We start from the raw sequence: 23,409 nt of genomic DNA, 5'->3' as shown, positions 1-23,409 counted from the left end.
CCCGACGGCTTCGCGTACACGCGACAGACCGGGGGGCGACCGGGCGGCGGCTCTGCCCGGCCCTGCGGCGGAGCGTCCCGCACTCGCGCCGGCTAGGGCGAGATCGTCCAGCGGGGTGCGGTGCGGGCCCAGGCCGTGTCCCAGGCGGCGAGGTTGCGGCGCTGGAGGGTGCGGTGGGCCACGCCGTAGGCCAGGGTGCCGGTCGCGTAGAACGCCAGGGTGGCGATGACCGCGCTGCCGACGCTGCGGCTGCGGATCTGCTCGGCGGTCAGGGGCGGGTCGGTGAGCCGGCCGTCGGTGCCGGCCCAGACGCGCAGGGTCGTGCCCGCGGGCAACTGCGGCTGGACGTCGGTCTCCGCCGTGCGGGTGCGCCCGAGGGGGTCGGTGAAGCGGACGGTGACCGGGTACAGGGTCTTCCGCGCCTCGGGCGAGCCCGGCTCGGGATGGCGCGGGGCGTCGTGGAGGAGCACCGCGGTGGTCTCCTGCCGGGTGGCGGCCTGCTGCTGCGCGGTACGGGAGTAGTGGCGGTGGGCGAGGTCACGAGCCAGCGTCACCACCGCGGGGGTGGCCGCGAGCACGGCGAGCAGCAGGCCCAGGCCGATCCACGCCTGGATCAGGTCGGTGCGGCGGCGCAGCGGGTTGCGCCGCCAGCGCCACAGCATCAGCCGGGGCAGGTCCTCCGGCGGAGGCTGCGCGGGGGGTATGGGGCGGTCCATGGTGTCCCTCCGTCGTGGGGCAGGGGTGACGGGTGGTCGGCGGGCCGGGGTGACCGGGACCGTCCGGTCGGGACCGGTCTGGTCGGGACCGGTCTGGTCGGGACCGGTCCGGTCGGGACCGGTCCGGTCGGGCGCGGTCTGGTCGGGACCGGTCCGGTCGGGCGCGGTCTGGTCGGGACCGGTCTGGTCGGGACCGGTCCGGTCGGGCCGCCTAGTCGGGACCGGGAGGGGCGGCGTCGGCTGCGCGCGGCCGGGAGCGCGCCGCCAGGAGGTGCTGGGCCGCGCCCCGCACGGCGGCGGTGTGCGGCGCCGGCACGACGCGCACGGCCGTCTGCAGCCGGGCTGTGAGGTGGTACGTGATGTCGGGGCGCAGGGCGCCGCCGCCCGCCAGGAGCACCCCACGGCTCAGGGCGTCAGCGGTGAGGGAGCCGCCGTCCTGGCGGAGCATGGCGGACACCATGTCCGCGACGGCGTCGCCGACCCGCTCCGGCGGGGTGGCGTCGAGGTCGCTGGTGCCCAGGGCGGTGCGGCGCGCGTCGACGACGCCCGTGTCGGCCAGCAGCACCACCTCGCTGAGATGGGCGCCGACGTCGACGACGAGCAGCGGCCGCGTCCGCCCGGCTCCGGCCGCGAGGGCGATGGCCCGGGCGGTGGGGACGGTCAGCACCGTGCGCGGCCGCAGCACCTCCACCGCCGCGCGGGCCGCGTCGCGGTAGGCCGGGCCGCCCAGGACGGGGGTGGTCACGACGACGTGCGGGGCGGTGAAGCGAGGCAGGCGGTGGCCGAGCAGACGCTCCAGCATCCGGGCGCAGCCGGCGGGGTCGATGATCGTGCCGCGCTGGACCGGACACCGCGTGTCCGTGCCGAACGTGACCGTCGGGACGTCGCTGATCAGCCCGCGGCCGAGAAGCCACACGCGCGTGCGGGCACTGCCCATCTCCAGGGCGATGCCCGAGTGGCGTCCGAAGCGGTGCCGTGCGGCGGAGCGCACGGGGAGCGCGGTCACCGGCCGGCCTCCCTCACCTGCTGGCAGCGCCCGCAGTAGCGCGCCTGCGGAACGATCGCCAGCCGCTCGGCCGCGACGGGCCCCCGGCACAGCCCGCAGACGCCGTAGCGGCCCTCGTCCATGCGCCGCAGGGCCGCCTCCACGTCGGTGAGGACCATGCGGGCGCAGGCGGCGAGCTTGACGTGGACCTCGACCTGGGAGGCGGCGTCAGCGGGCCGCGGCCCGTCCGCGCGGGACGGGACCGCGACGGCGAGCTGCTGCAACTGCTCCCGGCGGAACAGGCGCTGCTCCACGAGGTTCTCCCGCAGGGCGGCGAGCTCCTCGGGCGTCAGATGCGTCGTACGGTCGGCGATGAGCTGGTGGTTCACCACACACCCCTCGGGCAGAGCGATGGAGAAGAACGGTGGGGACGGACCGCCCGGTCAGGAGGCGGCACGGCGCTGGCAGGCGACGCAGCAGGGCGTGTAGGGCAGGATCTCCAGCCGCTCGGCCGGGACGGGGTCGCCGCAGCCCAGGCAGATGCCGTACCTGCCGTCCTCGACCCGGGCGAAGGCGCCGTCGATCTCCTCGAGCACCCGCCGGATGGCGTCCCGCTGCATCGACGTCAGATGGTCGTCCACGCTGTGCCCGGTCTCCTCGAGCGCCCGCAACTGCGTCAGCCGGGTGCTGCGGGCGTGCTCCAGGCGCCGGCGCACCTCCTGGGCGGTCATGCGCTCGGGGCGGGGGTCGGTGCGGGGGGCGTCGACGGTCACTGGGCTCTTCCCTTTCCGTTGGCCGGGCGGCGGTGCGCCCGGACGGGCGGTCGGGCACCGGGCGGTGCCCGGTCCGGCGGTCACCGCACCGGGGCGCCCGGTCCTGCCCCCAGCCTGGTCCGGGGCGGGGCGAATACCCATCGGGCGCGGCACCCATTTCCGGCAGCGCGCGGGATGCAGACCCCAGGGCCCTGGGTAGGCCGCGCACCGGGAAATGGGGGCCGGGCCCCATATCCCCGTGAGGCGGGAGCGGGCAGGCTGGCCCCAAGACCTGGTCCTCATGGCCTGGCCCCGAGGCCTGGTCCTCGAGGCCTGGCCCCCGAGGTCCGGCCCCAAGGCCTGGTCACCGAGGCCTGGCCCCCAGGCCCGGCCCGGGCGCCCGGCTCGGGGGACACGCCCCGAGTCCCGGCCGACGGCCGGGCACGGCAGCGGGTCGGTCCGGGGGCCATACGGCATCCGGCGGCCGAGGCACGCCGTAGCGCAGAAGGAGGTTGACGACCGGTGTCGCTGTTCTGGCGGATCTTCGCCCTGAACGCCGTCGTCCTGGGCACCGCCACGGGCCTGCTGCTCTGGGCGCCGGTGACCGTGTCGGTGCCGGTGCTGCTCACCGAGGCGGTCATCCTGCTGGGCGGCCTGGCGGTGATGCTGGTGGCCAACGCCGCCCTGCTGCGCTGGGGACTGGCCCCGCTGGACCGGCTGACCGGCCTGATGACCACCGTCGACCTGCTGCGCCCCGGGCAGCGGCTGTCCGCGCCACGCGGCGGCGAGGTCGCCGAGCTGATCCGCACCTTCAACGCCATGCTGGAGCGGCTGGAGCACGAACGCGCCGCCAGCAGCGGCCGGGTCCTGCTCGCCCAGGAGGCCGAACGCCGCCGCATCGCCCAGGAACTGCACGACGAGGTCGGGCAGAGCATGACCGCGATCCTGCTCGGGCTCAAGCGGGCCGCGGACGCGGCCCCGGACCCGCTGCGCAAGGACCTGCACGAGGTGCAGGAGATCACCCGGGGGAGCCTGGACGAGGTCCGCCGCCTGGTGCGCCGCCTGCGCCCCGGCGTGCTGGACGACCTGGGCCTGGTCAGCGCCCTGACCTCGCTCACCGAGGACTTCGCCACCCACACCGGGTTGCAGGTCACCCGCCGCTTCGCCGCCGATCTGCCCCCGCTGGAGCCGGAGACGGAACTGGTCCTCTACCGCGTCGCCCAGGAGTCCCTCACCAACGTCGCCCGCCACGCCGGCGCCCGGGGGGCCGTCGTGTCGCTGCACCCCGGCGGGGCGGGCGTGGTCCTGGCCGTGACCGACGACGGCTGCGGCATCAAGGCCCCGCGGGAAGGCGCCGGCATCCTCGGCATGCGCGAACGCGCCCTGCTCGTCGGCGCCGCCCTGGACATCACCCCCGCGCCGCGCGCCGGGACCCAGGTCAGGCTGACCGTGCCCGTGCCCAGGAAGCAGATCTCCTCATGACCCGGACCATCCGCATCCTGCTGGCCGACGACCACGCGCTGGTGCGCCGCGGCGTCCGGCTCATCCTCGACCAGGAACCGGAGCTGCAGGTGGTCGCCGAGGCGGGCGACGGGGCCGACGCCATCGAGCAGGCCCGCAGCCATGACGTCGACCTGGCCGTGCTGGACATCGCCATGCCCCGCATGACCGGTCTGCAGGCCGCCCGCGAACTGGCCGGCCTCAAGCCGGGGCTGCGCGTCCTGATCCTCACCATGCACGACAACGAGCAGTACTTCTTCCAGGCCCTCAAGGCCGGCGCGAGCGGGTACGTGCTGAAGTCCGTCGCCGACCGGGACCTGGTCGCCGCCTGCCGCGCCGCGATGCGCGACGAGCCCTTCCTGTACCCCGGTGCGGTGACCGCCCTGATCCGCAACTACCTCGACCGGGCCGGGCACGGCGAGGAGACCCCCGACCAGGTCCTCACCCCGCGCGAGGAGGAGGTCCTGAAGCTGGTGGCCGAGGGCCACTCCTCGCAGTCGATCGCCGACCTGCTCCACATCAGCATCAAGACGGTCCAGCGCCACCGCGCCAACCTGCTGCACAAGCTCGGCCTGCGCGACCGCCTGGAGCTGACCCGCTACGCCATCCGCGCGGGCCTGATCGAACCGTGAGCCACCCCGACCGTCCGGGGGCCCGGCTGCCCACTCCCCGGCCGGGCCCCCGGGCCACCCCCGCCGCGACCCGTCCCGCCGCCCTGTGGGCCGCGGCGCTGCTGGCGCTCTTCCTGGCCGTGGTGCCCGGTGCCGCGTCCCCGGCCCCGGCCGCGCAGCCCACGGGGGTGCGGCTCGTACCGTCCGCGGGGGTGCAGGCCCCACCGCCCGCCGAGGAGCGGCCCGGCCCGGCGGGCGGATCCGCCGTGGAGGGGCCGGGCGCCGCTCACGCGGCCCGGCCGTACGCCCCTGACGGCTGTGCCACGGCGTGCGCCGTGCACGCGGTGTTCCGGCTCGAACCGCTCGGCGAACGCACGCCGCCGCCCGGCCACCCCGCCGCCGTCGCGGGCCGCGAGGCCCCCGCCGTCGCCGCCACCGGTCCGCCGGCGGCGGCAACGACACCGCAGGGGCAGCCGCGCGCCGACCACGCGTCCACCGACCGGGGCCGGTCACCCCCGGTGTCCTCCGGCACCTGAACCCGCCCTTCCCTCACCGTCCTTCACCGCGGCCGCGCCGGCCGCCGCCGCGGTGTGCCCGCCGGAGGCCGCGTTGACCCGCTCGTCCCGGGTGAGAGCCCTGCTCGCCCTCACCGTGATCGCCCTGTCCCTGTACATCACCGTCACCGTGCCGGTCCGTCTCGGACTGGATCTGCGCGGCGGCACCCAGATCGTCCTGGAGACCCGCTCCACCGACACCGCCGAGGCCGGTCCCGAGGCCACCGACCGCACACTGGAGGTGCTGCGCGGCCGCATCGACGCCCTCGGCGTATCCGAACCCACCCTGCAGCGCTCCGGCGACCGCCGGATCATCGTCGAACTGCCCGGCGTCCAGGACCCGAGGAAGGCGGCCGACGTCCTGGGCCGCACCGCCCAGCTCACCGTCCACCCCGTGACCGGTTCCGCCGACGGCACGGACGCCCGCGGGGGATCCGCAACCGAGCGGGCGGGGGAGCGTGTCCTGCCCGACGAGTCCGGCCGGCCGCTGCACCTGGGGCCCGCGGCACTGACCGGACGGGACGTCGAAGGCGCGGACGCCCGGTTCGACCAGCAGAGCGGCGCCGGGTGGCACGTGACCGTCGACTTCGACGACTCCGGCCGCGACGCGTGGGGCCGGCTGACCGGCGCGGCCGCCTGCCGTCCCGCGGGGAACCCCGAGCGCCGCATCGCCATCGTCCTCGACAAGAAGATCATCTCCTCGCCGCAGGTCGACCCGTCGGTCGCGTGCGGGGCGGGCATCACCGGCGGCGCCACGCAGATCACCGGGTCCTTCACCGACGACGAGGCGCGTGAACTGGCCCTGCTCATCAGCGGCGGCGCCCTGCCCGTCCCCGTGGAGACCGTCGAACAGCGCACCGTCGGCCCCACGCTGGGCGCCGAGGCCATCACCGCCAGCGCCTGGGCCGCGGTCATCGGCACCGCCCTGACCGCACTGTTCATCATCGCCGTCTACCGGCTCATGGGCGCCCTCGCGGTACTGGCCCTGGCCGCGTACGGGCTCATCTCCTACGCCGCCCTGGCCGCACTGGGCGCCACCCTCACGCTGCCGGGCCTGGCCGGTTTCGTCCTGGCCATCGGCATGGCCGTCGACGCCAACGTGCTGGTCTTCGAACGCGCCCGCGAGGAGCACACGAAACGCCGCCGGGCCAGTCCGCGCTCCGCCCTCACCACCGGCTTCCGCAAGGCCCTCAGCGCCATCGCCGACTCCAACATCACCACCCTCATCGCCGCCGGACTGCTGTTCTTCCTCGCCTCCGGGCCCGTGCGCGGCTTCGGCGTCACCCTCGGCATCGGCGTCCTCGCGTCGATGATCAGCGCCCTGGTCGTCACGCGGGTCCTCGCCGAGCACGCGGCGTCTCGCCCATGGGTGCGCCGCCGGCCGAGCGTCACTGGTCTGGCCACCGCCGGACGGGTCAGGAGCCGCCTGGCACGCTCCGGGCCGGAACTGATGCGCCGCCCGCGGCGCTGGCTGGCCCTGTCCGCCGCCGTGCTGGCCGTCGCCGCCTCCGGTATCGCCGTCCGCGGTCTCGACCTGGGCGTCGAATTCACCGGCGGACGGCTGATCGAGTACACCACCGCGCGCCCCGTCGACCCGGAGCGCGCACGCACCGCGCTCGCGGACGCCGGACTCCCGCGCGCCGTCGTCCAGTCCTCCGGCGACAGCGCCCTGTCCGTGCGCACCGGCGAGCTGAGCAACGCGCAGGCCGAGACGGTGACCCGTACCGTCGGCACGCTCGGCGGCGCCACGGAGAAGGTCCGCGACGAGCTGATCGGACCCAGCCTCGGCGAGGAACTGCGCCGCAACGCCCTCGTCGCCCTGGGTGTGGCGCTCGCCGCCCAACTGCTCTACCTGACGGCCCGCTTCCGCTGGCTGTTCGGCACCGCGGCGGTCGCCGCCCTCGCCCACGACGTCGTCATCCTGGTCGGCGTCTTCGCCTGGCTCGGCAAGCCCCTGGACGGGGTGTTCCTCGCCGCGCTGCTCACCGTGATCGGCTACTCGGTGAACGACTCGGTGGTGGTGTTCGACCGCGTCAGGGAGCTGTGGCGACACGACCGTGCCACCCCGCTGCCCGCCCTGACCGACCGGGCGATCGTCCAGACCCTGCCCCGCACCGTCAACACCGGCATGGGCGCCGCCCTGATCCTCACCGCCCTGGCCGTGCTCGGCGGGGACTCCCTCAGGGACTTCGCCCTGGCCCTGCTCATCGGCCTGGTGATCGGCACGTACTCGTCGGTCTTCACGGCCACCCCGCTGGCGATCGAACTTGACCGGCACACGTCCCGCTCCCGAAGACGCCACCAGTGACCAGACGCGGGGCGGGCTCCTCGTCCGTCGGCTCAGGGGGCGAGCGGGTCGGTGGGGTGGTCGGATTCGGTGTGGCGGTCGGTCTCGTCCTGGACGAGGAGGGAGAGCAGGGAGGCGACGGGGAGTCCTGCTTCGGCGGGGTGGCGCAGGACTTTGCCGGGCTGGACGCGGTAGGTGTTGCTGCGTCCGTCGCGGGTGTGGGAGAGGTACCCGTCGTGTTCGAGGTCGGCGATGATCCGGGAGACGGCGCGTTCGGTGAGGTGGCAGCGGGCGGCGATGTCGCGGATGCGGGCGTTCGGGTTGTCGGCGACGGCGGCGAGCACGCGCGCGTGGCTGGTGATGAACGTCCATCCGCTGTGGGACCGGGGTACTGCGACCATGACCTGCATCTTAGACGCCCGTGGTTGCCTGAACCCGGATACATGACATACTTTTCCGGCAACCGATGACGTGCTCCCGCAGGGGAGAACCACAGAAGGAGCCCGAAGGTGCCCTGGGAAGAGGCCGCCGAGACGGCGCTCACGAGCAACGCCGGCGGAACGCCGCTGTTGCGGCGAGAGACGACCGGGCCCGCCGTGGAGGCGGCCTCGGTGCATCAGTACGCATGGCGCGGGACCTGGGTCGTGGCCGCGCGCGGCGCCTACGACCTGAACTCGATCCAGCCGCTGACGGACGCGCTGGCGAGCGCGGTCCGCGACCACCCGGTCGTGGTCCTGGACGCCTCCGGTGTGACGTTCGCGGATTCGACGCTGCTGAACCTGCTGATCCTCACGCACCAGAGCGGCAAGCTGCGCCTGGTCGCTCCCTCGTCCCACCTCCGGCGGCTCTGCGAGATCACCGGGGTCGACGGCGTGCTGGACATCCGCGAGACGCTGGACGCCGCCACCGGCCCGTCATGAACGACGGCCCCTGGGCCGCGCCTAGGCCGCTCCAGGCGCGTCGCGCAGGACGTCCGCGGTGATGTCCGCCAGCGACCTGCCGCTGCGGAACGCCTCGGCGCGCATCAGGGCCAGCGCGTCCTCCTGGCTGAGCCCTCGCCGGGTCACCAGCGTCGCGACGGCCCGCGCGGTGTCGAACCAGTGGGCCCGCACGAGCGCCCTCGGCTCCCAGTCCGGTGCCCGCGAACCGGTGATGATCATCTCCCGGGTCCTCATGAGCGCGGCGGTCACCGCGTCTGCCACGTCCGACGCCTGCGCCAGGTCCTCCTCGTCGAGGGCGTGCGGCCGCAGGGCCAGCAGATCGACCGTGCCCAGGACGTAGTCGCCGAAGAACAGGGGGAGCGCGTACACCGACGTCATCTGCGGCAGCTTCTCCCGCATCAGCGCCCCGAACAGGGGCCACGGGGTGACGTCGTGGCGCAGGTCGTGCACGGCGACGGGTTCCCCGGTCTGCGCCGCGGCGATGCAGGGGCCCTCCAGCAGCGTGAACTGGATCTCCTCCAGTTGCAGGGCGGCGTCGTCCGACGCGGCGAGCAGCTGCCGGGACGGGGTGTCGGTGAGCAGGGAGAGGGTGGCGCCGTCCACGCCGAGCCCGTCGCGCACCGCCTCGCACACCCGCCGGGGAACGTCCTCGAGCGACGCGCGCGCCGCGGCTTCCGCGACCATCCGCGCCGCCTTCACCGCCTCGGCCGTCATCGCGCCGCCCCGCGTGCGGGCGTGCGGGCGGCCGTGGACGAGCAGGAAGGCATGGGCACGCACGGACGGACGGCGTCCCACCACGTCTCCCCGCGGGGAGACGGCTGCGGCACGTGTCGAGGAAGAGCCATGGCCCGGAAGTACCCGGCCCGGACGCGAAGATGCCGCCGAACGTGCGGGGCACCCCGGGTGCCTCCCGCTGTGCGACGCGAGGCGCGGGGCGGCGGTCGGACGCGTCCGGCGCGCCGCCGCCGACGGCCGGCCCGGGCGGGGCGTCACGGCGCGTCGTGCCGCGCCCCGTCCAGCACCCCGGCCGTGACGTCCGGGAAGCGGTGCGGGAACGCGTGCGCCCCCCGCACCACCACGGCCCGGCCCCGGGCGGCCCGCCCGGCCAGGTACCGCACCCACCCCGGTGGGCTGAGGACGTCGTCCTCGGCCCCGACGAGGGTCACCGGGCAGGTCACCGACGGCAGCACCTCCTCGGGGGCGTCCATCCGGCACGAGCGCGTACAGGTCAGCAGCCGCCGGGGCCCGGCCGCCAGGTAGGACGGCAGCACGGCCGGTACGAGACCCGGCGACTCCTGCACCGCCGTGCGGAGCCCCGCGCCGAGCAGCGGCCCCCATCGGCGCAGCCGGGGCGGGAACGTCGGCGCCAGCAGCACCAGGGCCCGTACGCGCTCGGGTCTGCGCACGGCGGCGTGCAGCGCCACCTGGGCGCCGGTGGAATGCCCGGCCAGCACCACGGGCCGGCCGGGCACGTCCGTCAGCCACCGGGCGACCGTGTCCGCGAGCGCCCCCAGGGTCTCCCCGCAGACGGGCCCGGCGGGATCCCGGTACCCGGGCACGTCCAGCAGGCGTGCCGGACCGGACCGGGCACAGCGCTCCAGCGTCCGCAGCAGATATTCGGGCGCCCCCAGTCCCGGCACCAGCACCACGGGCACGCCTCCCGGCTCGAGCGGCGGCGTGCCCATGCTGCGTACCGCGGACGCCCCGGCCCGGTCGTGCGTGACGTGCAGAAGCGACTTCCCGTGGTGCGTCATGATCGACGGGTACCCGGCACCGGGACGGAGTCGCCCGTGAGGCGTTCCACCCGCTCAGGCGGCGAGCGTGCCGCCGTCGACGACCGAGACCGTGCCGGTCACGTAGTCCTGGTCCATGAGCGCGAGGAACGCCTTGGCCGCGTCGTCCGGATCGGCCACGCGGCCCAGGGGCAGGGACGCGGCGAGACCGGCGTACATGCCCTCGCGGTCGGCCTCGCTCATCCCGGACCACAGCGGCGAGCGCACGACACCGGGCGCCACGACGTTCACCCGGACGGGCGCCAGTTCGACCGCGAGGCTGCGCCCGGCGGACAGTACCGCGCCGGAGACGGCCGCCCCCAGCGTCCAGCCCGGCCCGCCCTTGAACGCCGCGGTGCCGCTGACGAGGGTGACGGAACCGCCGGGTGCCAGGTGCGGCACGGCGAGCCGGACGGCGTCGAGCGCGTGGAACAGACGGAGGCCGAAGAACTCGCTCGCACGGTCGACCGTGTAGTCGGTGAGCGGAAGGCCGCTGAGGTTCTCCCCGGCGGTGTAGGCGAGGTGGTCGAACGTGCCGATCTCGTCGAACAGGGCAGCGACCGCGTCGCCGGAGCTCGCGTCCACGGCCCGTCCCACGACTCCGGCCGGCAGTTGCCCGAGCGCGCGCTCGACCGACGCGGCCCGGCTCGAGGCGATGGTGACCGACGCCCCGGTGCCGGCGGCGCGCCGGGCGACGGCGAGGCCGATGCCGCTGGTTCCACCGAGGACGACGATGCGGGAGGAAGAGGTGATGGTCATGGATTCAGGGTCCGGCCGGGGCCGTCCCCGCGTCCAAGACCCTTTCCGTCGTCAGTGATGCCCGCAGGGTATGAGTGAGCGTGATGGCGCGGTTCAGCAGCGTCGATTCGCGGCCCGCGGCCCAGGCCACGCCGACCGGTCCGGGCGCCAGCCCGGGCACCGGGCGCACGACGACGTCGGGCCGGGTGTAGAACCGGGCCGTGGAGGCCGGCAGGAACGCCACTCCGGACGAGGCGGCCACGCGTTCGAGCTTGATCTCCACCTCGTGCGGATGGTCGCCTCCGGCCGGCACGGGCAGGCCACGCGCGAGGCGGGCCGCACGCCACTCGGGAGCCGCGTCCGGGTTCTGGATCAGCTCATACTCGGCGAGGGTGTGCGGGCTCAACTCCTCGGCGGTGGCGAGGGGGTGTGACGCCGACAGGACGACGACCCGCTCCTCGTGGAACAGCACCTCCACCTGGAGTCCGCGGCGGGGGACCGGCAGGCGCACCAGGCCGAGGTCGACGCGGCCGTCGAGGATCGTCTCCACCTGGTCGTCCCAGCCGGTGCGGACCAGCTCGATCCGGATGTCGGGGAACGACTGCCGCAGGCCTTGCACGATCGGCGTGACCAGGAGGCCGGGCATGAAGCCGATGGCCAGCCGCTCGATCCCCTCGGCGGCCTGACGGGCGCGCCGTTCCAGGGCACCGGCCGACCGCAGCAGCTGGCGTCCGTCCTCCGCGATGAGCCGGCCCGCGTCGGTGAGAGCGGTGCCGCGTGCCGAGCGTTCGAACAGGACGACGCCGAGCTCTCGTTCCAGCACCGCGACCTGCCGGCTGAGGACGGGCTGGGCGATGTGCAGCTCCTGCGCGGCCCGGCCGAAGCTCAGCGTGTCGGCGACGGCCAGGAAGTACCGCAGACGCCGCAGATTGAGCTCTGACATGCGGGAATCCTACGGCGCGGGGAGCGCCTCGGGCGCGGCGAGGACGGGAAGGCGCGCCAGTCGGGGCGGACGTCGGGACGCCGGGACGCCGGGCACCGCGGGGGTGCCCGGCGCGTGAGCCCGTCAGGCGGAGAAGGGCACGGCGTCGGCCGGGTCGGCGTGCCAGTTGGTCGCCTCGGGGCGGTCGACCGTCACGGTCTCCGGCAGTCGGAGCGTGACGGAGTGCGGTTCGTCGCCCATGACGGAGAGGTGCAGGCGGTCGAACTGCCTGCCGTGGTCGCCCGGGGTGGTCTTGGGGTTGATACCGGCGTAGGCGGCCTTGGCCCCGGACAGGGTCACGCCGTCGCCGACGGCCTGCTCCGCCGGCCCCACCTCGCTGTCGGCGGACGAGCCGAAGGAGGCGGACGGGAAGACGCCCCGCAGGTGGCAGGTGACGCCGGGCTTGGCCTTGGCGGTGACGAGGAGGTAGCCACCCGCCTGCGTCTCGGACGTGACGGTGAAGGACAGGTCGCCGGTGACGCAGGCCCGCGTGACCTGGCCACGGCTGTCGGCCGCGGCGTGAGCCGTCGCCGTGGCGGTGGCGGTCAGGGCGGTGGCCGCCACGGCGGCCAGGGCGAGGCGAGCGGACGAAGAAGCGAGACGTGAACGCATGTCGGGAACTCCAGCTGCGGAAGTGGACGTCCGGCGGACTGCTCGGACCACCGCAGAGTGGAACGGCATCCGTCCCACAGGCCACGGACTGCGGTCACTTCGGGATGCCGGAACGGTGGAACGCCGCCTGAACAGCGATGATGCGGGCGGCCTGGAACGGACGAACGGGACGCCCCCCGGGACCGAAGCCCTCGCGCACCCGATGCTTGCGGCTCCCCGGGGCACTCAGGTGCAACCGTAAGGTTGCGCGATGGTCCGCAACGTGCAACTCTGAAGTTGCAGATTCGGACGCCGGACACGGAGGGACCGTCATGAACGAGGACAGGATCGAACGCGAAACCCTGATCGAGGCGCCGCTGGAGCGGGTCTGGTCGCTGGTGGCCCAGCCCGGGTTCTGGGTCGCGGACAAGGAGAGCCTGCCCGGCACGGTGGCCAGGGAGGGCGACGTGCTCCTGGTGAGGAACTCCGAACACGGCGACTTCCCGGTACGGGTGGAGAAGATCGACCCGCCGGCCTATCTGGCCTACCGCTGGACCAGCGCGTTCCCGGGTGAGGAACTGCGTGAGGACAACAGCACCCTGGTCGAGTTCACGCTGACCGCGGAGGGGAGCGGCACCCGGCTCCGTGTCGTCGAGAGCGGCTTCACGGCGCTCGCCGGTTCCGAGGAGCTGCGCAGCCAGAACCTGAAGGACCACACCCAGGGCTGGCCCGTCGAACTCGGCGCGCTCAAGAGCCGCGCCGAGCAGCCTGTCGCGTGAGCGAGGAACGTCCCGGCGCCGCCGATGTCGTCGACAGCGTCATAGGCGCACTCGCCGACCCGACGCGGCGCCGGCTGCTGGACGTCCTGGCCGCGCGGGGACAGGCCACCGCCACGACGCTCGCGCAGCAACTCCCCGTCTCCCGGCAGGCGGTGGTCAAGCACCTCGCGGTACTGGACGCCGCGGGGCTGGTCACGGGCAGCCGCGTGGGACGCGAGGTGCGCTACGCGGTGCGGCCGGACGCGCTGGACACCACGGCCCGGTGGATGGCCTCACTGGCCGCGGAGTGGGACAGGCGCCTGGCGCGCATCAAGCGCCTCGCGGAGGCCGCGGAGGCGGCAGACGACACGCGGCGCCCCGGCTGATGCCGGGGCGCCGCGGGCCGGTGTGTGCCGTCGGGCCCGGTTCAGGGCGCGATGCCCACCGAGGGCAGTCGGCTCCACTTCTTCTCCTGCGAGGCCGTGAGGGCCGGCCAGGTCAGGCCGCCGGGGCGGGGGTTGACGCGGGAGGCGTAGGGCCGAGGAGTGAAGGACGGCTCGTAGAGGCAGCCGGTGCCGTAGCGGGCGTCGTACCCGGGGCACGCGGCCGCGATCGAGGCCGGCGTGGGCTTCCTGCCGCTGCGGACCCAGGTGTCCAGTGCGGCGATGGAGGTGGCGTACTCGGACGGGCTGAGGCCGCTGTGCTCGTGCTCGTCGGTGAAGGTCTGCACGAGGTGCCGGTCCCGCCCGGCGCCCCGCAGACTGGCCCGGTAGGCGGCTTCGTGCTCGACGAACGCCGTCGGGTCGTCGATCGCGTGCAGCGTGAGGACGGGGATCGAGACCTTCCCGGTGAGGTCGCTGTCGTAGGAGAGGTCCCGCACCGCGGTCGGGTCCGCCGAGAAGCGCTCGACACCGGCGTTGAGGGCCGCGTCGTCATGGGAGCCGGAGTAGACGACTCCCTGGTTGGAGAACGGGTTCCGGTCGCCCAGCCGGTTGTGCACGATGTCCCGGAACGTGAACGTGGCGAACCGCAGATGCGAGTCCAGCGTCCGCTCGGGGATACCGGTGACCGCGAGGATGTCGTCGAGGTTGCGTTGCTGCAGCGCGGTGCGGTCCTCGGGCGCGGAGGAGAACCCGGTGCACTCCTGGAGCCGTGCGCGCAGACCGGAAGACGTCATCGTCGAACCGGCGCGCAAGCCCTTCCACAACGGATACTGCACTTCGTCCGGCCGCGGATGGTTACGGCAGTAGTACTGGTAGACCACACGCAGGTCCACGCGGTAGTCGTATCCGCGAGAGCCCCCGCCGAGGACACCGTTGGTGAGCAACGCGCCGTCATAGGGCCCGTGTTTCTTCGCACCGTAGATCTCGATGGTCTTCGCGGCGACATTTCCGCCCCACGACTGTCCGTGGAGATAGGTCCGTTCGGGCTTGCGGAACTTCGCGACGAACAGCCGGCGCAGACTTTCCGTGTCGGCGGCCGCCATGCGTGTTCCGTAACCACCACGACGGTACGAGGAACCGGCCCAGGCGTACCCCTGCTCCACCATGACCGACCAGCGCTCCAGGTCGCCGACGCTGCGCTCGGGGTCGGAGCCCTCGCCCAGGTCGGGCCCGCCGTGGGCGTGCAGGACCAGCGAGCCGTTCCACTTCTCGGGCACGGCGATCGCGTAGAAGGCGCCGTCCGCGCTCTGCCCGGTGTAGCAGGTCGCCTCGGCGGCCAGGCCGGCGGGACATGCCGTGGCCGTCGGGTCGCCGGATGCGGCGGCGGGCGTGGACAGCACGGGAACGGCGAGCGCGGCGACCAGGGCCATGCCCAACGTCCCGCTCACGGCCGTCCCTCGACGGCGGGCGGGCAGAACCGCCCGAACGCGTCCGGCCCACGACCTTTTCGGCGGCATGCCCATCAGGCGCTCCCTCATATCGCCGGACGCGACCCTCGCGCGGCGGGCCTGATGCTAGGTGTGCCGGACAAGCAACTGAACGCCTCACCGAATTGAATTCATAATGGTCGGGGCGCGCCGGCGGCCGGAGCCGTCAAGAAGCCGTCCCGCGGGCAGCGCGCGCTATTCGATCCAGGCCCCGTCGCGCGTGATGACCCTGCCGGCAGTTCCCGTTCGCCCCGCCATGCGCGCACCGTCCTCGGCATCCTGCAGCAGCACGATGTCGTAGGTGTCCGGCAGCGCCAAGCGCGCTCGGGCCCGGGGACCGAGACTCGGGACCGAGGCTCAGACGCCGATGGACCCGTCGATGCGTTCGCGCAGCAGGTCCGCGTGGCCGTTGTGCCGGGCGTACTCCTCGATCATGTGGAGCAGGACCCACCGCAGCGACACCGTTCCGCGCCAGTCGTCCTCGCCCTCCACGTCGAGGTGCGGCGCCCCGTCGGTGAACCGCTCGGCGAAGGCGACCTCGGTCCGCCAGGCCGCCCACGCCGCCTCGATCACCTGCGGGTCGGCCGTCGCGCCGTCGAAGTCCCCGTCGGGGTCCGCCGCGCACGAGAAGAGCGGGGGCGCGTCCTGCCCGGCCAGGACCTGACGGAACCAGCGGCGCTCGACATCGGCCAGGTGCCGGATCAGACCGAGGAGCGAGAGGGCCGACGGCTGCACGGAACGCACGGCCAACTCCGCCGCCAGGCCGGAGCACTTGATCTCCAGGGTCGCCCGTTGAGCAGCCAGCACGTCGACGAGCATGCGCCGCTCGTCACCCGTCGTCGGACCCGTGAACCGGCTCTCGTCGCCGGCGAACAGCTGACCTCTCCTGGTGCGGCCGCTCATGCCGTCCCCCTTCCGCGTCCACCTCGCACCTGGTCCCGGTCGGTCGACGAGTCACCGCCGGCCGATCCGCATCCCGGGACGCCGTCGGTGCACGGTCACGTAGGCCATGCCGTTCTCACCCGCCGTCAGGCTGCGCACGCTGCCGTGGGGGAGCCAGACCAGGGTGCCGGGTTCCAGCGTCTGCGGCTGCTCGGCCCGGCCGAGCGTGCCCCCACCCGTCACGACGAGCAGCAGGACGTCGAGGTCCGGCTCGGCGTGGGCGTCGATGTGCCCGTGGGCGGGGATGCGCACGAGGTTGGCGTCCAGCTGCCGTCCCGGTTCCGCCAGCCGCCACAGCGCCCCGGTCGACTCCGCGCCGGCCTCGGCGATCGACGCCGTGTTGCCCAGGATCCGCGGAAGGGGGGCGTCGTCGGTACCGGGACGCCCCTCCGAGTCAGTCATGGATCGACCCCTTGCCCGTTGCGCGCCTGTCCTGGACGAATGCAGCAATCTAGCATCGGGCCGCCGGTGCGTGACCTGCCACATCCCCGGCTCCCGCCCGCCCTCGCGTGCCGATCACGCTCCCCGGGGTACACGGTCCCTCATGTCCGAAGCGATACAGGCAGGCGGCTGGGGACTGCTCGCGGGCAGCGCGCTGCTGTTGGGAGCGGTGATCGGTTACGGCCTGCGCGTGCCGCAGCAGGTCATCGCGCTGGTCATGGCCTTCGGGGCGGGCGTGCTGCTCTCGGCCGTCTCGTTCGAGCTGGTCGGTGAGGCGTACGAACAGGGCGGCCTGGCCCCCGCCGTGGTCGGGACGCTGGGCGGGGCCGCGGCGTACACGGTGGGCAATCTGTGGCTCGCGCGCCGCGGGGCCCGCCACCGCAAGCGATCGGGCCACCACACCGGGCAGGCACAGCCGACCGAGCAGCAGCAGAGTGGTTCCGGTCTCGCCCTCGCCCTGGGCGCGCTGCTGGACGGCGTGCCCGAGTCGGCCGTGATCGGGGTCAGCCTGCTCGACGGTGGCGCGGTCAGTCTCGTGACCGTCGCGGCCGTGTTCATCAGCAACGTCCCCGAGGGCCTGTCCAGCTCGGCGGGGATGAAGAAGGCCGGGCGCGGCAAGGGGTACGTCTTCGCCGTGTGGGGTGCGATCGCCGCCGCGAGCACCGTCGCCGCGATCCTCGGCTACGTCGTGCTGGGGGGCTTCTCGGCCACGGTGATCGCCGGGGTCACCGCGGTGGCCGCCGGGGCGATCCTCGCGATGATCGCCGACACGATGATCCCCGAGGCGTTCGAGGAGGCCCACCTGGCGATCGGGCTGGTCACGGTCGCCGGCTTCCTCGTCTCCTTCGCGCTGTCCCACGCCTGACCCCCGGCTCCGCCCTGCCCGGCCGGTGTGCCCGGCGCCGGCTCCGCCCGGCCCGACCGGTGTGCCGGCGCCGGCCCCGCGCCCGACCGGTGCGTCCGGCTCCGGGATGCCGGGCCGCTGTCGCCCGGACACGCGGGGCGTACCGGCGGGCCCGTGTGTCACGAGTTGGCTCGGGGACGTTGGAGCGCGCGATTCGGGGTACCAGCGTCGGCATGGCACCGGAAACTGATCACGCTGAGTCCGTACGAGCCCTGCGGCAGCTGCGCAAGATCCGCATGTTCTACGCCGCGGGCGCGGCCCTGTGGGCCGTGTCGGCCGCCTCGTCGGCATGGGACGAGCCGGGAGGCCGCCAGATGTGGGTGTCGCTGGTGTTCCTGGTGGTCTTCGCCGCCCTGCTGGTCATGTCGTCCGTCTGGTTGCGGCGGCGGCAGGCCGACGGTTCCGGCGAGGCCGTTCACCACGCCGCCCCGCGGCGGGCGGCTCTGGGCCGGCACGCCAACGCCTGACGGCCACACGCTCGTTGTACGGAATCGGCGGTCGATCCGCTTCCCGGTACCGCAGGGACGGCACTGAGGAGCGGACCGGCCGCCGATCGGTGTGCCGTTCTTCTCTCCGAAGCTGCCGGGCGGTCGACCGCCCTTCGGGTGCGGCGCCGCTCGTCGTGCACCACCGGCCCCGAGGGTCCCGCTGATTGACGGATTGACGAGCCGTACGACCGGGCAGGGACAGCCCGAGAATGTCATGAGCACGACTGCCCTTCCCCCACAAGGAGGTCGATCATGCACGTCCGTACGCTGACCGGCGGTGTCGCCGCCGCCTGTCTGGTGGCCCTGTCCCTGACGGGCGGACCCGCCGTCGCCGCAGCCCCGGCGGCGAACGACGCCCCTCTGGCCGCCCGGGTCCTGACCTACGATGCCAGCGGTTCCGCGGAGTTCAAGAGCGCCGTCGACCGGGGTGCGGCGATCTGGAACGAGAGCGTCGACGCCGTCGAACTGCGTCCCGTGGCCTCGGGACAGCGTGCCAACATCCGGGTCCTGGCCGACAACGGCTGGCCGCGCGCCCTGCCCTCCGGCCTGGGCAGCGGCACCGTCTACATCGGGCGCCAGGCCGTCGCCCAGGGCTACAACACCGTCCGCATCTCCTCGCACGAACTCGGGCACATCCTGGGCCTCCCGGACCGCAAGCCCGGACCGTGTTCCAGTCTGATGTCCGGTTCCAGCGCGGGCACCGCGTGCACGAACCCGTACCCGAACGCGGCCGAGAAGGCGGAGGTCGAAGGCAACTTCGGTGGCGCACTCGCCGGACGGAAGGCGGCGGTCCGCACGGGGGTGATCGTGGACTGAGCCGCCCGGACCGGCCCGATGCGGCCGGTTCCCGTCCCGGTGGCCGTGGTGGCCGTGGTGGCCGTGGTGGCCGTGGTGGCCCCGGCGCACCGGCCACCGGGGCGTCGAGTGCGGCGGAAGCGGGCGGCGGGCGGCGGTCGCCGCCCGGCGGACTTGCTTATGATGACCCGTCAGTAAGTAGCGCTGACATGTGACTTGACTCACTGCCCGGCAGTGGCCATCCTCGACCCATCCTGAGTGTGGTCATGACAAACGGGTCGTCCGGGCTCCCCGCGGTCCGGAGAGCGGCCCGATGTGTCGGCCGCGCCTTCCCGTTGACCGAGGGACGTGGGCTGTGACCTGTACGAAGCGCTCGTACCGCCGGCTTAGGCACATCACCGTGACGTCATTGCTGCTGCTCGTACTGGCCGTCGTACTGGGGCCCACGCCGAGCTCGGCGGCGGGCGGCGACTGGTGGAACCCGACCGCACGTCCAGCCCCGGACTCGGGCATCGGCGTCACCGGGGAGCCCTTCACCGGCACGGCCGCCGGCGGCGAGGTGCGCGGCTTCGTCGACGCGCACGACCACATCTTCGCCAACGAGGCCTTCGGGGGGCGCCTGATCTGCGGCAAGCCGTTCTCCGAACAGGGCATCGCCGAGGCGCTCAAGGACTGCCCCGAGCACTACCCCGACGGTTCCCTCGCCGTCTTCGACTTCATCACCAAGGGCGGTGACGGCAAGCACGACCCGGTCGGCTGGCCCACCTTCAAGGACTGGCCCGCCCACGACTCCCTGACCCACCAGCAGAACTACTACGCGTGGGTCGAGCGCGCATGGCGGGGCGGGCAGCGGGTGCTGGTCAACGACCTGGTCACCAACGGCGTCATCTGCTCCGTCTACTTCTTCAAGGACCGCAGCTGCGACGAGATGACCTCCATCCGCCTCCAGGCCAAGCTGTCGTACGACATGCAGTCCTACATCGACAGGATCTACGGCGGGCCCGGCAAGGGCTTCTTCCGCATCGTCACCGACAGCGCCCAGGCCCGAGACGTCATCGAGCAGGGCAAACTCGCGGTCGTCCTCGGCGTGGAGACCTCCGAGCCGTTCGGGTGCAAGCAGGTCCTGGACATCGCCCAGTGCAGCAGGGCCGACATCGACAAGGGCCTCGACGAACTGCACGCCCTGGGCGTGCGCAGCATGTTCCTGTGCCACAAGTTCGACAACGCGCTGTGCGGGGTCCGCTTCGACTCCGGCACGCTCGGCACGGCCATCAACGTCGGCCAGTTCCTGTCGACCGGCACCTTCTGGAAGACCGAGAAGTGCACCGGCCCGCAGCACGACAACCCCATCGGCAACGCCACGGCGGCCGGGGCCGAGAAGAAGCTCCCGGCGGGTGTGGCCGTCCCGTCCTACGCCGCCGACGCCCAGTGCAACGTCCGCGGGCTCACCGGCCTCGGCGAGTACGCCGTGCGCGGCATGATGCAACGCGGGATGATGCTCGAGGTCGACCACATGAGCGTCAAGGCCACCGGCCGGGTCCTGGACATCTTCGAGGCCGCTTCCTACCCCGGCGTGCTGTCCTCGCACAGCTGGATGGACATGGACTGGACCGAACGGGTCTACGGACTGGGCGGGTTCATCGCCCAGTACATGCACGGCTCCGAGGGGTTCGTCGCCGAGGCCGAGCGCACGGAGGCGCTGCGCGACAAGTACCGCGTGGGCTACGGCTACGGCACCGACATGAACGGCGTCGGCGGCTGGCCGGCCCCGCGCGGCGCGGACGCCCCCGACAAGGTGACCTACCCGTTCAGGAGTGTCGACGGCGGCTCGGTGATCGACCGGCAGACCACCGGTCAGCGGACCTGGGACCTGAACACCGACGGAGCGGCCCACTACGGCCTGGTGCCCGACTGGATCGAGGACATCCGCCGGGTCGGCGGACAGGACGTCGTCGACGACCTCTTCCGGGGAGCCGAGTCCTACCTCGACACCTGGGCCGCCTCGGAGCAGCACCGGCCGATGACCGATCTGGCCGAGGGGGCGACCGCATCGGCCAGTTCCTCGGAATGGAGCCTGTTCACCAGCTACAAGCCGCAACGGGCCGTGGACGGGGACAGCGGCACGCGCTGGGCGAGCGACTGGAGCGACGACCAGTGGTACCGGCTCGACCTGGGCTCCACCCGGTCCGTCCGGCAGGTCACCCTCGACTGGGAGCGGGCCTACGGCGCGTCCTACCGCATCGAACTCTCCACCGACGGCACGAACTGGCGCACCGTGTGGTCCACGACGGCGGGCGACGGCGGCCTGGACACGGCGCGCTTCACCGCCACACCCGCTCGCTACGTCCGCGTCCAAGGCCTGCGACGCGCCACCGACTGGGGCTACTCCCTGTACGAGGTGCGCGTGCACGGGAGTTGAGACGAGCGGAATTGAGCCGAGCGCGGGCCGGCGGGGCCCGCCGGCCCGCGCTCGGCTCAATTCCGCTGGTCCCCCCGGCGCCCCGTGGTCCACCATGGTGCGCCGCAACGGAGGGGGAGAGCTGATGGGGTACGACCTGCATGCCGTCATCGGGGGCGAAGAGGTGCTGCGCGCGGCGGGCCGCGGCATCACCGCCGCCCGGTCGGCGCCGATCGGGCAAGGGCTGGCACTGATGCTGATGACGGACGCGCTGCTCGACGGGTTCGAAGCGGGTGACGAGGAAAGGGCGTTGGGGTTCTGGCGGTTGCCGGAAGTACTCGCGGGGGAGCTCGCCGGCTGGTCGGCCGCGGGGCCGGTGGCGTACGTGGAGGCGGAGTACTTCGGTGGCCTGGGGGAGCAGCGCGCCGCCGTGTGGGACGGCGGTGCCCTGGTGTTCGGGCCGCTCCATGTCGACGAGGGCGAGCCTTTCCCGCCGGCCGGCAGCCCGATCTCCCAGGCGCTGCGGCGGCTGGGCGCGGTGACCGGTGCCGGCGAGGACGAGTTCTCGGCGGTGGGGCTGGACCGGCATCGCCACGACGATGCCTGGATCAGCTGAGCGAGCCGTCCACCGCTGTTCCTCGACGGGGACGGGCGCCCCCGCGTTCGTGCACCGCGTCGGACGGGCCTCGCGCTCGTACACCACGCCGACTCCCGGCTCGGCCTGCCGCAGGACGACTTCCCCACCTCTCATCGACCTCCTGGACCCCACACGGGCAGAGAAGTGGACGGCGCGTTCATTTCCTGGTTATATGGACTCAGCGTTCACTTCCCAGTGCTGGAGGCAGGTCATGACCGCCACCCCCGAGACCACCCCCCGCGTCGCCCTCGTCACCGGCGGGTCCGGCGGCATCGGCAGGGCCGTCGTCGAACGGCTCGTCGCGGACGGCTTCGCCGTCGCGGTGCACTACGCCGGCAACAAGGCCAAGGCCGACACGCTCGTCGAGGAGGTCACCGCATCGGGCGGCCGGGCCCTGGCCGTCGGCGGTGACGTCGCCGACGAGCGCGCGATGGCAGCCGCGTTCGAGGCCGTCGAGACCGCCTTCGGGGGGATCGACGTCGTCGTCAACACCGCCGGGATCATGGTGCTCGCGCCCATCGCCGAGCTGGACCTGGACGATCTGGACCGGATGCACCGCACGAACATCCGCGGCACCTTCGTCGTCGCCCAGCAGGCCGCCCGCCGGGTCCGCCGCGGAGGCGCGATCATCAACGTCTCCACGTCCGTCACCCGCACCCAGTTGCCCACCTACGGCGCCTACGTGGCCAGCAAGGCCGCCGTGCAGAGCATCTCGCTGATCCTCGCCAGGGAACTGCGCGGCAAGGACATCACCGTCAACACCGTCGCCCCCGGCCCGGTCGCCACGCCGCTCTTCCTCGAAGGCAAGGACGAGAGCACGGTCGCCCGCTTCGCCGAGGCCACCCCGCTGGAGCGGCTGGGCGAACCCCGCGACATCGCCGAGACGGTCGCCTTCCTCGCGGGCCCCGCCCGCTGGGTCAACGGCCAGACCCTCTACACCAACGGCGGACTGGCCTGACCCGGCCGGAGGCCGCAGGGCGACCTGGACCCGTACGCCGTCCCGGACGGACCCGGTCCCGACGAACCCGGTCCCGGACGGACCCGTCCCGGACGAAAGAGGGAGAGACGACATGACGAAGCAGGCCGAGGAGGCCGAGGAGGCCGCGGAAGCCGTGGGACGGCCGGCCCGCGGGCGGGGACGCCGCCCGGCCGAGGAGGTGCGCGCGGACGTCTTCCGCGTGGTCGGGGAGATTCTTATGACCGAGGGGATCTCCGATCTGACCTTCGAACGGGTGGCCCGCCAGTCCGGTGTCAGCAAGACGACGCTGTACAAGTGGTGGCCCTCCAAGGGCGCGCTCGCCCTGGACGGCTACTTCCACGCCGTGGAGGAGACGCTCGCCTTCGAGGACACCGGCGACATCCGCGCCGACCTGAGCCGCCAACTGCGCGCGTTCGCCCGCATCATGACCGGGAGCCCGGCCGGCCGGGTGGTGACCGAGCTGATCGGCCAGTCCCAGACCGACGAGGACCTGGCCACCGCCTTCCGCTCCCTGTACTCCTCCGGGCGCCGGCGGCTGGCGGGGGAGCGGCTGCTGCGTGCCCGGGAGCAGGGGCAGATCCGTGCGGACGTCGACGTCCAGGTCCTCGTCGACCAGTTGTGGGGCGCCGTCTACCACCGTCTGCTGATCCCGGACGAGCCCGTGACCGAGGACTTCGTGCTCGCCCTGGTCGCCCATGTGCTGGACGGCGTCTCTCCCCGGCCCGGGGAACACCCGGCCGGCTCCTGAGCCCTCGGGCCGGAGGCCTG

Annotated in this window: 27 protein-coding genes; 14 read left to right on the top strand and 13 right to left on the bottom strand. The window is 73.5% G+C overall.

Going from position 1 to position 23,409, the window contains the following annotated elements:
- Nucleotides 1-92: 92 nt before the first annotated feature.
- The 4 genes from ACH4C6_RS10325 to ACH4C6_RS10310 form a co-directional block, all read right to left on the bottom strand.
- Nucleotides 93-716, bottom strand: a complete 624-nt coding sequence (locus tag ACH4C6_RS10325) for a hypothetical protein (protein WP_398108130.1) — start codon at nucleotides 714-716, stop codon at nucleotides 93-95.
- 211 nt (nucleotides 717-927) lie between these two features.
- Complete coding sequence (locus tag ACH4C6_RS10320) at nucleotides 928-1,722, bottom strand: rod shape-determining protein (protein ID WP_398108129.1); 795 nt, start codon at nucleotides 1,720-1,722, stop codon at nucleotides 928-930.
- Entirely contained in the window at nucleotides 1,719-2,093 is a 375-nt protein-coding gene (locus tag ACH4C6_RS10315; RefSeq protein WP_398108128.1) for a TraR/DksA family transcriptional regulator, read from the bottom strand. Before ACH4C6_RS10315 ends, ACH4C6_RS10320 begins: the two co-directional genes overlap by 4 nt.
- Nucleotides 2,094-2,144: 51 nt before the next feature.
- Nucleotides 2,145-2,474 carry a TraR/DksA family transcriptional regulator gene (locus ACH4C6_RS10310; RefSeq protein ID WP_398108127.1) on the bottom strand — a complete coding sequence of 110 codons (330 nt, stop codon included), beginning with the start codon at nucleotides 2,472-2,474 and terminating at the stop codon, nucleotides 2,145-2,147.
- A 501-nt stretch (nucleotides 2,475-2,975) separates the two neighbouring features.
- Here ACH4C6_RS10310 and ACH4C6_RS10305 point away from each other — a divergent pair.
- The 4 genes from ACH4C6_RS10305 (at nucleotide 2,976) to secD (ending at nucleotide 7,426) form a co-directional block, all read left to right on the top strand.
- A complete protein-coding gene (locus ACH4C6_RS10305; RefSeq protein ID WP_398108126.1) occupies nucleotides 2,976-3,935 on the top strand; it encodes a HAMP domain-containing sensor histidine kinase in 960 nt (319 codons plus the stop codon).
- Nucleotides 3,932-4,585, top strand: coding sequence for a response regulator (locus tag ACH4C6_RS10300; RefSeq protein WP_398108125.1), 654 nt, complete (start codon nucleotides 3,932-3,934; stop codon nucleotides 4,583-4,585). Before ACH4C6_RS10305 ends, ACH4C6_RS10300 begins: the two co-directional genes overlap by 4 nt.
- The gene (locus ACH4C6_RS10295; RefSeq protein ID WP_398108124.1) at nucleotides 4,582-5,100 is read left to right on the top strand and encodes a hypothetical protein; all 519 of its coding nucleotides are present in this window, start codon (nucleotides 4,582-4,584) and stop codon (nucleotides 5,098-5,100) included. Before ACH4C6_RS10300 ends, ACH4C6_RS10295 begins: the two co-directional genes overlap by 4 nt.
- 73 nt (nucleotides 5,101-5,173) lie before the next feature.
- Nucleotides 5,174-7,426, top strand: a complete 2,253-nt coding sequence (secD, locus tag ACH4C6_RS10290) for a protein translocase subunit SecD (protein WP_398108123.1) — start codon at nucleotides 5,174-5,176, stop codon at nucleotides 7,424-7,426.
- A 32-nt stretch (nucleotides 7,427-7,458) separates the two neighbouring features.
- Here secD and ACH4C6_RS10285 read toward each other — a convergent pair whose 3' ends face one another.
- Nucleotides 7,459-7,806 (bottom strand): helix-turn-helix transcriptional regulator, encoded by a 348-nt coding sequence (locus ACH4C6_RS10285; RefSeq protein ID WP_398108122.1) that lies wholly within the window; start codon nucleotides 7,804-7,806, stop codon nucleotides 7,459-7,461.
- Between the two features lie 108 nt (nucleotides 7,807-7,914).
- On the opposite strand from ACH4C6_RS10285, the gene ACH4C6_RS10280 reads away from it, so the two are divergent.
- The gene (locus tag ACH4C6_RS10280) at nucleotides 7,915-8,325 is read left to right on the top strand and encodes an STAS domain-containing protein (RefSeq protein ID WP_398108121.1); all 411 of its coding nucleotides are present in this window, start codon (nucleotides 7,915-7,917) and stop codon (nucleotides 8,323-8,325) included.
- Nucleotides 8,326-8,346: 21 nt separating this feature from the next.
- Here the strand turns inward: ACH4C6_RS10280 and ACH4C6_RS10275 are convergent, their stop codons facing one another.
- From ACH4C6_RS10275 to ACH4C6_RS10255, 5 genes are all read right to left on the bottom strand, one after another.
- On the bottom strand, nucleotides 8,347-9,141 hold the full coding sequence (locus ACH4C6_RS10275; RefSeq protein WP_398108120.1) for a GAF and ANTAR domain-containing protein: 795 nt from the start codon (nucleotides 9,139-9,141) through the stop codon (nucleotides 8,347-8,349).
- A gap of 194 nt (nucleotides 9,142-9,335) precedes the next feature.
- On the bottom strand, nucleotides 9,336-10,100 hold the full coding sequence (locus ACH4C6_RS10270; RefSeq protein ID WP_398108119.1) for an alpha/beta fold hydrolase: 765 nt from the start codon (nucleotides 10,098-10,100) through the stop codon (nucleotides 9,336-9,338).
- A gap of 54 nt (nucleotides 10,101-10,154) precedes the next feature.
- On the bottom strand, nucleotides 10,155-10,877 hold the full coding sequence (locus tag ACH4C6_RS10265) for an SDR family oxidoreductase (RefSeq protein ID WP_398108118.1): 723 nt from the start codon (nucleotides 10,875-10,877) through the stop codon (nucleotides 10,155-10,157).
- Nucleotides 10,878-10,881: 4 nt separating this feature from the next.
- Nucleotides 10,882-11,799 (bottom strand): LysR family transcriptional regulator, encoded by a 918-nt coding sequence (locus tag ACH4C6_RS10260; protein WP_398108117.1) that lies wholly within the window; start codon nucleotides 11,797-11,799, stop codon nucleotides 10,882-10,884.
- 123 nt (nucleotides 11,800-11,922) lie between these two features.
- On the bottom strand, nucleotides 11,923-12,450 hold the full coding sequence (locus tag ACH4C6_RS10255; protein WP_398108116.1) for a DUF4232 domain-containing protein: 528 nt from the start codon (nucleotides 12,448-12,450) through the stop codon (nucleotides 11,923-11,925).
- A gap of 311 nt (nucleotides 12,451-12,761) precedes the next feature.
- On the opposite strand from ACH4C6_RS10255, the gene ACH4C6_RS10250 reads away from it, so the two are divergent.
- Both ACH4C6_RS10250 and ACH4C6_RS10245 read left to right on the top strand, forming a co-directional pair.
- Nucleotides 12,762-13,208 (top strand): SRPBCC domain-containing protein, encoded by a 447-nt coding sequence (locus tag ACH4C6_RS10250; protein ID WP_398108115.1) that lies wholly within the window; start codon nucleotides 12,762-12,764, stop codon nucleotides 13,206-13,208.
- Entirely contained in the window at nucleotides 13,205-13,573 is a 369-nt protein-coding gene (locus ACH4C6_RS10245; protein WP_398108114.1) for an ArsR/SmtB family transcription factor, read from the top strand. The genes ACH4C6_RS10250 and ACH4C6_RS10245 overlap by 4 nt, the downstream gene beginning before the upstream one ends.
- Before the next feature lie 41 nt (nucleotides 13,574-13,614).
- Here the strand turns inward: ACH4C6_RS10245 and ACH4C6_RS10240 are convergent, their stop codons facing one another.
- From ACH4C6_RS10240 to ACH4C6_RS10230, 3 genes are all read right to left on the bottom strand, one after another.
- Complete coding sequence (locus ACH4C6_RS10240) at nucleotides 13,615-15,000, bottom strand: hypothetical protein (RefSeq protein ID WP_398108698.1); 1,386 nt, start codon at nucleotides 14,998-15,000, stop codon at nucleotides 13,615-13,617.
- A gap of 414 nt (nucleotides 15,001-15,414) precedes the next feature.
- Nucleotides 15,415-15,960, bottom strand: coding sequence for a DinB family protein (locus ACH4C6_RS10235; protein ID WP_398108113.1), 546 nt, complete (start codon nucleotides 15,958-15,960; stop codon nucleotides 15,415-15,417).
- A gap of 51 nt (nucleotides 15,961-16,011) precedes the next feature.
- Complete coding sequence (locus ACH4C6_RS10230) at nucleotides 16,012-16,401, bottom strand: cupin domain-containing protein (protein ID WP_398108112.1); 390 nt, start codon at nucleotides 16,399-16,401, stop codon at nucleotides 16,012-16,014.
- 142 nt (nucleotides 16,402-16,543) lie between these two features.
- Between ACH4C6_RS10230 and ACH4C6_RS10225 the strand changes: the two genes are divergently transcribed.
- From ACH4C6_RS10225 to ACH4C6_RS10195, 7 genes are all read left to right on the top strand, one after another.
- On the top strand, nucleotides 16,544-17,305 hold the full coding sequence (locus tag ACH4C6_RS10225; protein WP_398108111.1) for a ZIP family metal transporter: 762 nt from the start codon (nucleotides 16,544-16,546) through the stop codon (nucleotides 17,303-17,305).
- Between the two features lie 212 nt (nucleotides 17,306-17,517).
- Nucleotides 17,518-17,811, top strand: a complete 294-nt coding sequence (locus ACH4C6_RS10220; RefSeq protein ID WP_398108110.1) for a hypothetical protein — start codon at nucleotides 17,518-17,520, stop codon at nucleotides 17,809-17,811.
- Between the two features lie 273 nt (nucleotides 17,812-18,084).
- Nucleotides 18,085-18,648, top strand: coding sequence for a snapalysin family zinc-dependent metalloprotease (locus ACH4C6_RS10215; protein ID WP_398108109.1), 564 nt, complete (start codon nucleotides 18,085-18,087; stop codon nucleotides 18,646-18,648).
- A 292-nt stretch (nucleotides 18,649-18,940) separates the two neighbouring features.
- Nucleotides 18,941-21,046 carry a discoidin domain-containing protein gene (locus ACH4C6_RS10210; RefSeq protein WP_398108108.1) on the top strand — a complete coding sequence of 702 codons (2,106 nt, stop codon included), beginning with the start codon at nucleotides 18,941-18,943 and terminating at the stop codon, nucleotides 21,044-21,046.
- A gap of 124 nt (nucleotides 21,047-21,170) precedes the next feature.
- On the top strand, nucleotides 21,171-21,641 hold the full coding sequence (locus tag ACH4C6_RS10205) for a hypothetical protein (protein WP_398108107.1): 471 nt from the start codon (nucleotides 21,171-21,173) through the stop codon (nucleotides 21,639-21,641).
- Nucleotides 21,642-21,873: 232 nt separating this feature from the next.
- Nucleotides 21,874-22,620, top strand: coding sequence for an SDR family oxidoreductase (locus ACH4C6_RS10200; RefSeq protein ID WP_398108106.1), 747 nt, complete (start codon nucleotides 21,874-21,876; stop codon nucleotides 22,618-22,620).
- A 112-nt stretch (nucleotides 22,621-22,732) separates the two neighbouring features.
- On the top strand, nucleotides 22,733-23,389 hold the full coding sequence (locus ACH4C6_RS10195; RefSeq protein ID WP_398108105.1) for a TetR/AcrR family transcriptional regulator C-terminal ligand-binding domain-containing protein: 657 nt from the start codon (nucleotides 22,733-22,735) through the stop codon (nucleotides 23,387-23,389).
- Nucleotides 23,390-23,409 lie beyond the last annotated feature (20 nt).

Origin of the sequence: Streptomyces sp. NPDC017943 (assembly GCF_044328425.1) — a bacterium.
Lineage (GTDB): Bacteria > Actinomycetota > Actinomycetes > Streptomycetales > Streptomycetaceae > Streptomyces > Streptomyces djakartensis_A.
Note: the sequence above shows the minus strand (reverse complement) of the source record. Positions and strands in the feature narration are given on the sequence as shown.

Excerpts from the sequence above, each read along its gene's own strand:
- ACH4C6_RS10325 (WP_398108130.1), bottom strand. The coding sequence starts at position 716 with ATGGACCGCCCCATACCCCCCGCGCAGCCTCCGCCGGAGGACCTGCCC.
- ACH4C6_RS10300 (WP_398108125.1), top strand. The coding sequence starts at position 3,932 with ATGACCCGGACCATCCGCATCCTGCTGGCCGACGACCACGCGCTGGTG.
- ACH4C6_RS10285 (WP_398108122.1), bottom strand. The coding sequence starts at position 7,806 with ATGGTCGCAGTACCCCGGTCCCACAGCGGATGGACGTTCATCACCAGC.
- ACH4C6_RS10270 (WP_398108119.1), bottom strand. The coding sequence starts at position 10,100 with ATGACGCACCACGGGAAGTCGCTTCTGCACGTCACGCACGACCGGGCC.
- ACH4C6_RS10265 (WP_398108118.1), bottom strand. The coding sequence starts at position 10,877 with ATGACCATCACCTCTTCCTCCCGCATCGTCGTCCTCGGTGGAACCAGC.
- ACH4C6_RS10260 (WP_398108117.1), bottom strand. The coding sequence starts at position 11,799 with ATGTCAGAGCTCAATCTGCGGCGTCTGCGGTACTTCCTGGCCGTCGCC.
- ACH4C6_RS10255 (WP_398108116.1), bottom strand. The coding sequence starts at position 12,450 with ATGCGTTCACGTCTCGCTTCTTCGTCCGCTCGCCTCGCCCTGGCCGCC.
- ACH4C6_RS10250 (WP_398108115.1), top strand. The coding sequence starts at position 12,762 with ATGAACGAGGACAGGATCGAACGCGAAACCCTGATCGAGGCGCCGCTG.
- ACH4C6_RS10240 (WP_398108698.1), bottom strand. The coding sequence starts at position 15,000 with ATGGCCCTGGTCGCCGCGCTCGCCGTTCCCGTGCTGTCCACGCCCGCC.
- ACH4C6_RS10235 (WP_398108113.1), bottom strand. The coding sequence starts at position 15,960 with ATGAGCGGCCGCACCAGGAGAGGTCAGCTGTTCGCCGGCGACGAGAGC.
- ACH4C6_RS10230 (WP_398108112.1), bottom strand. The coding sequence starts at position 16,401 with ATGACTGACTCGGAGGGGCGTCCCGGTACCGACGACGCCCCCCTTCCG.
- ACH4C6_RS10225 (WP_398108111.1), top strand. The coding sequence starts at position 16,544 with ATGTCCGAAGCGATACAGGCAGGCGGCTGGGGACTGCTCGCGGGCAGC.
- ACH4C6_RS10220 (WP_398108110.1), top strand. The coding sequence starts at position 17,518 with ATGGCACCGGAAACTGATCACGCTGAGTCCGTACGAGCCCTGCGGCAG.
- ACH4C6_RS10215 (WP_398108109.1), top strand. The coding sequence starts at position 18,085 with ATGCACGTCCGTACGCTGACCGGCGGTGTCGCCGCCGCCTGTCTGGTG.
- ACH4C6_RS10210 (WP_398108108.1), top strand. The coding sequence starts at position 18,941 with ATGTGTCGGCCGCGCCTTCCCGTTGACCGAGGGACGTGGGCTGTGACC.
- ACH4C6_RS10205 (WP_398108107.1), top strand. The coding sequence starts at position 21,171 with ATGGGGTACGACCTGCATGCCGTCATCGGGGGCGAAGAGGTGCTGCGC.
- ACH4C6_RS10200 (WP_398108106.1), top strand. The coding sequence starts at position 21,874 with ATGACCGCCACCCCCGAGACCACCCCCCGCGTCGCCCTCGTCACCGGC.
- ACH4C6_RS10195 (WP_398108105.1), top strand. The coding sequence starts at position 22,733 with ATGACGAAGCAGGCCGAGGAGGCCGAGGAGGCCGCGGAAGCCGTGGGA.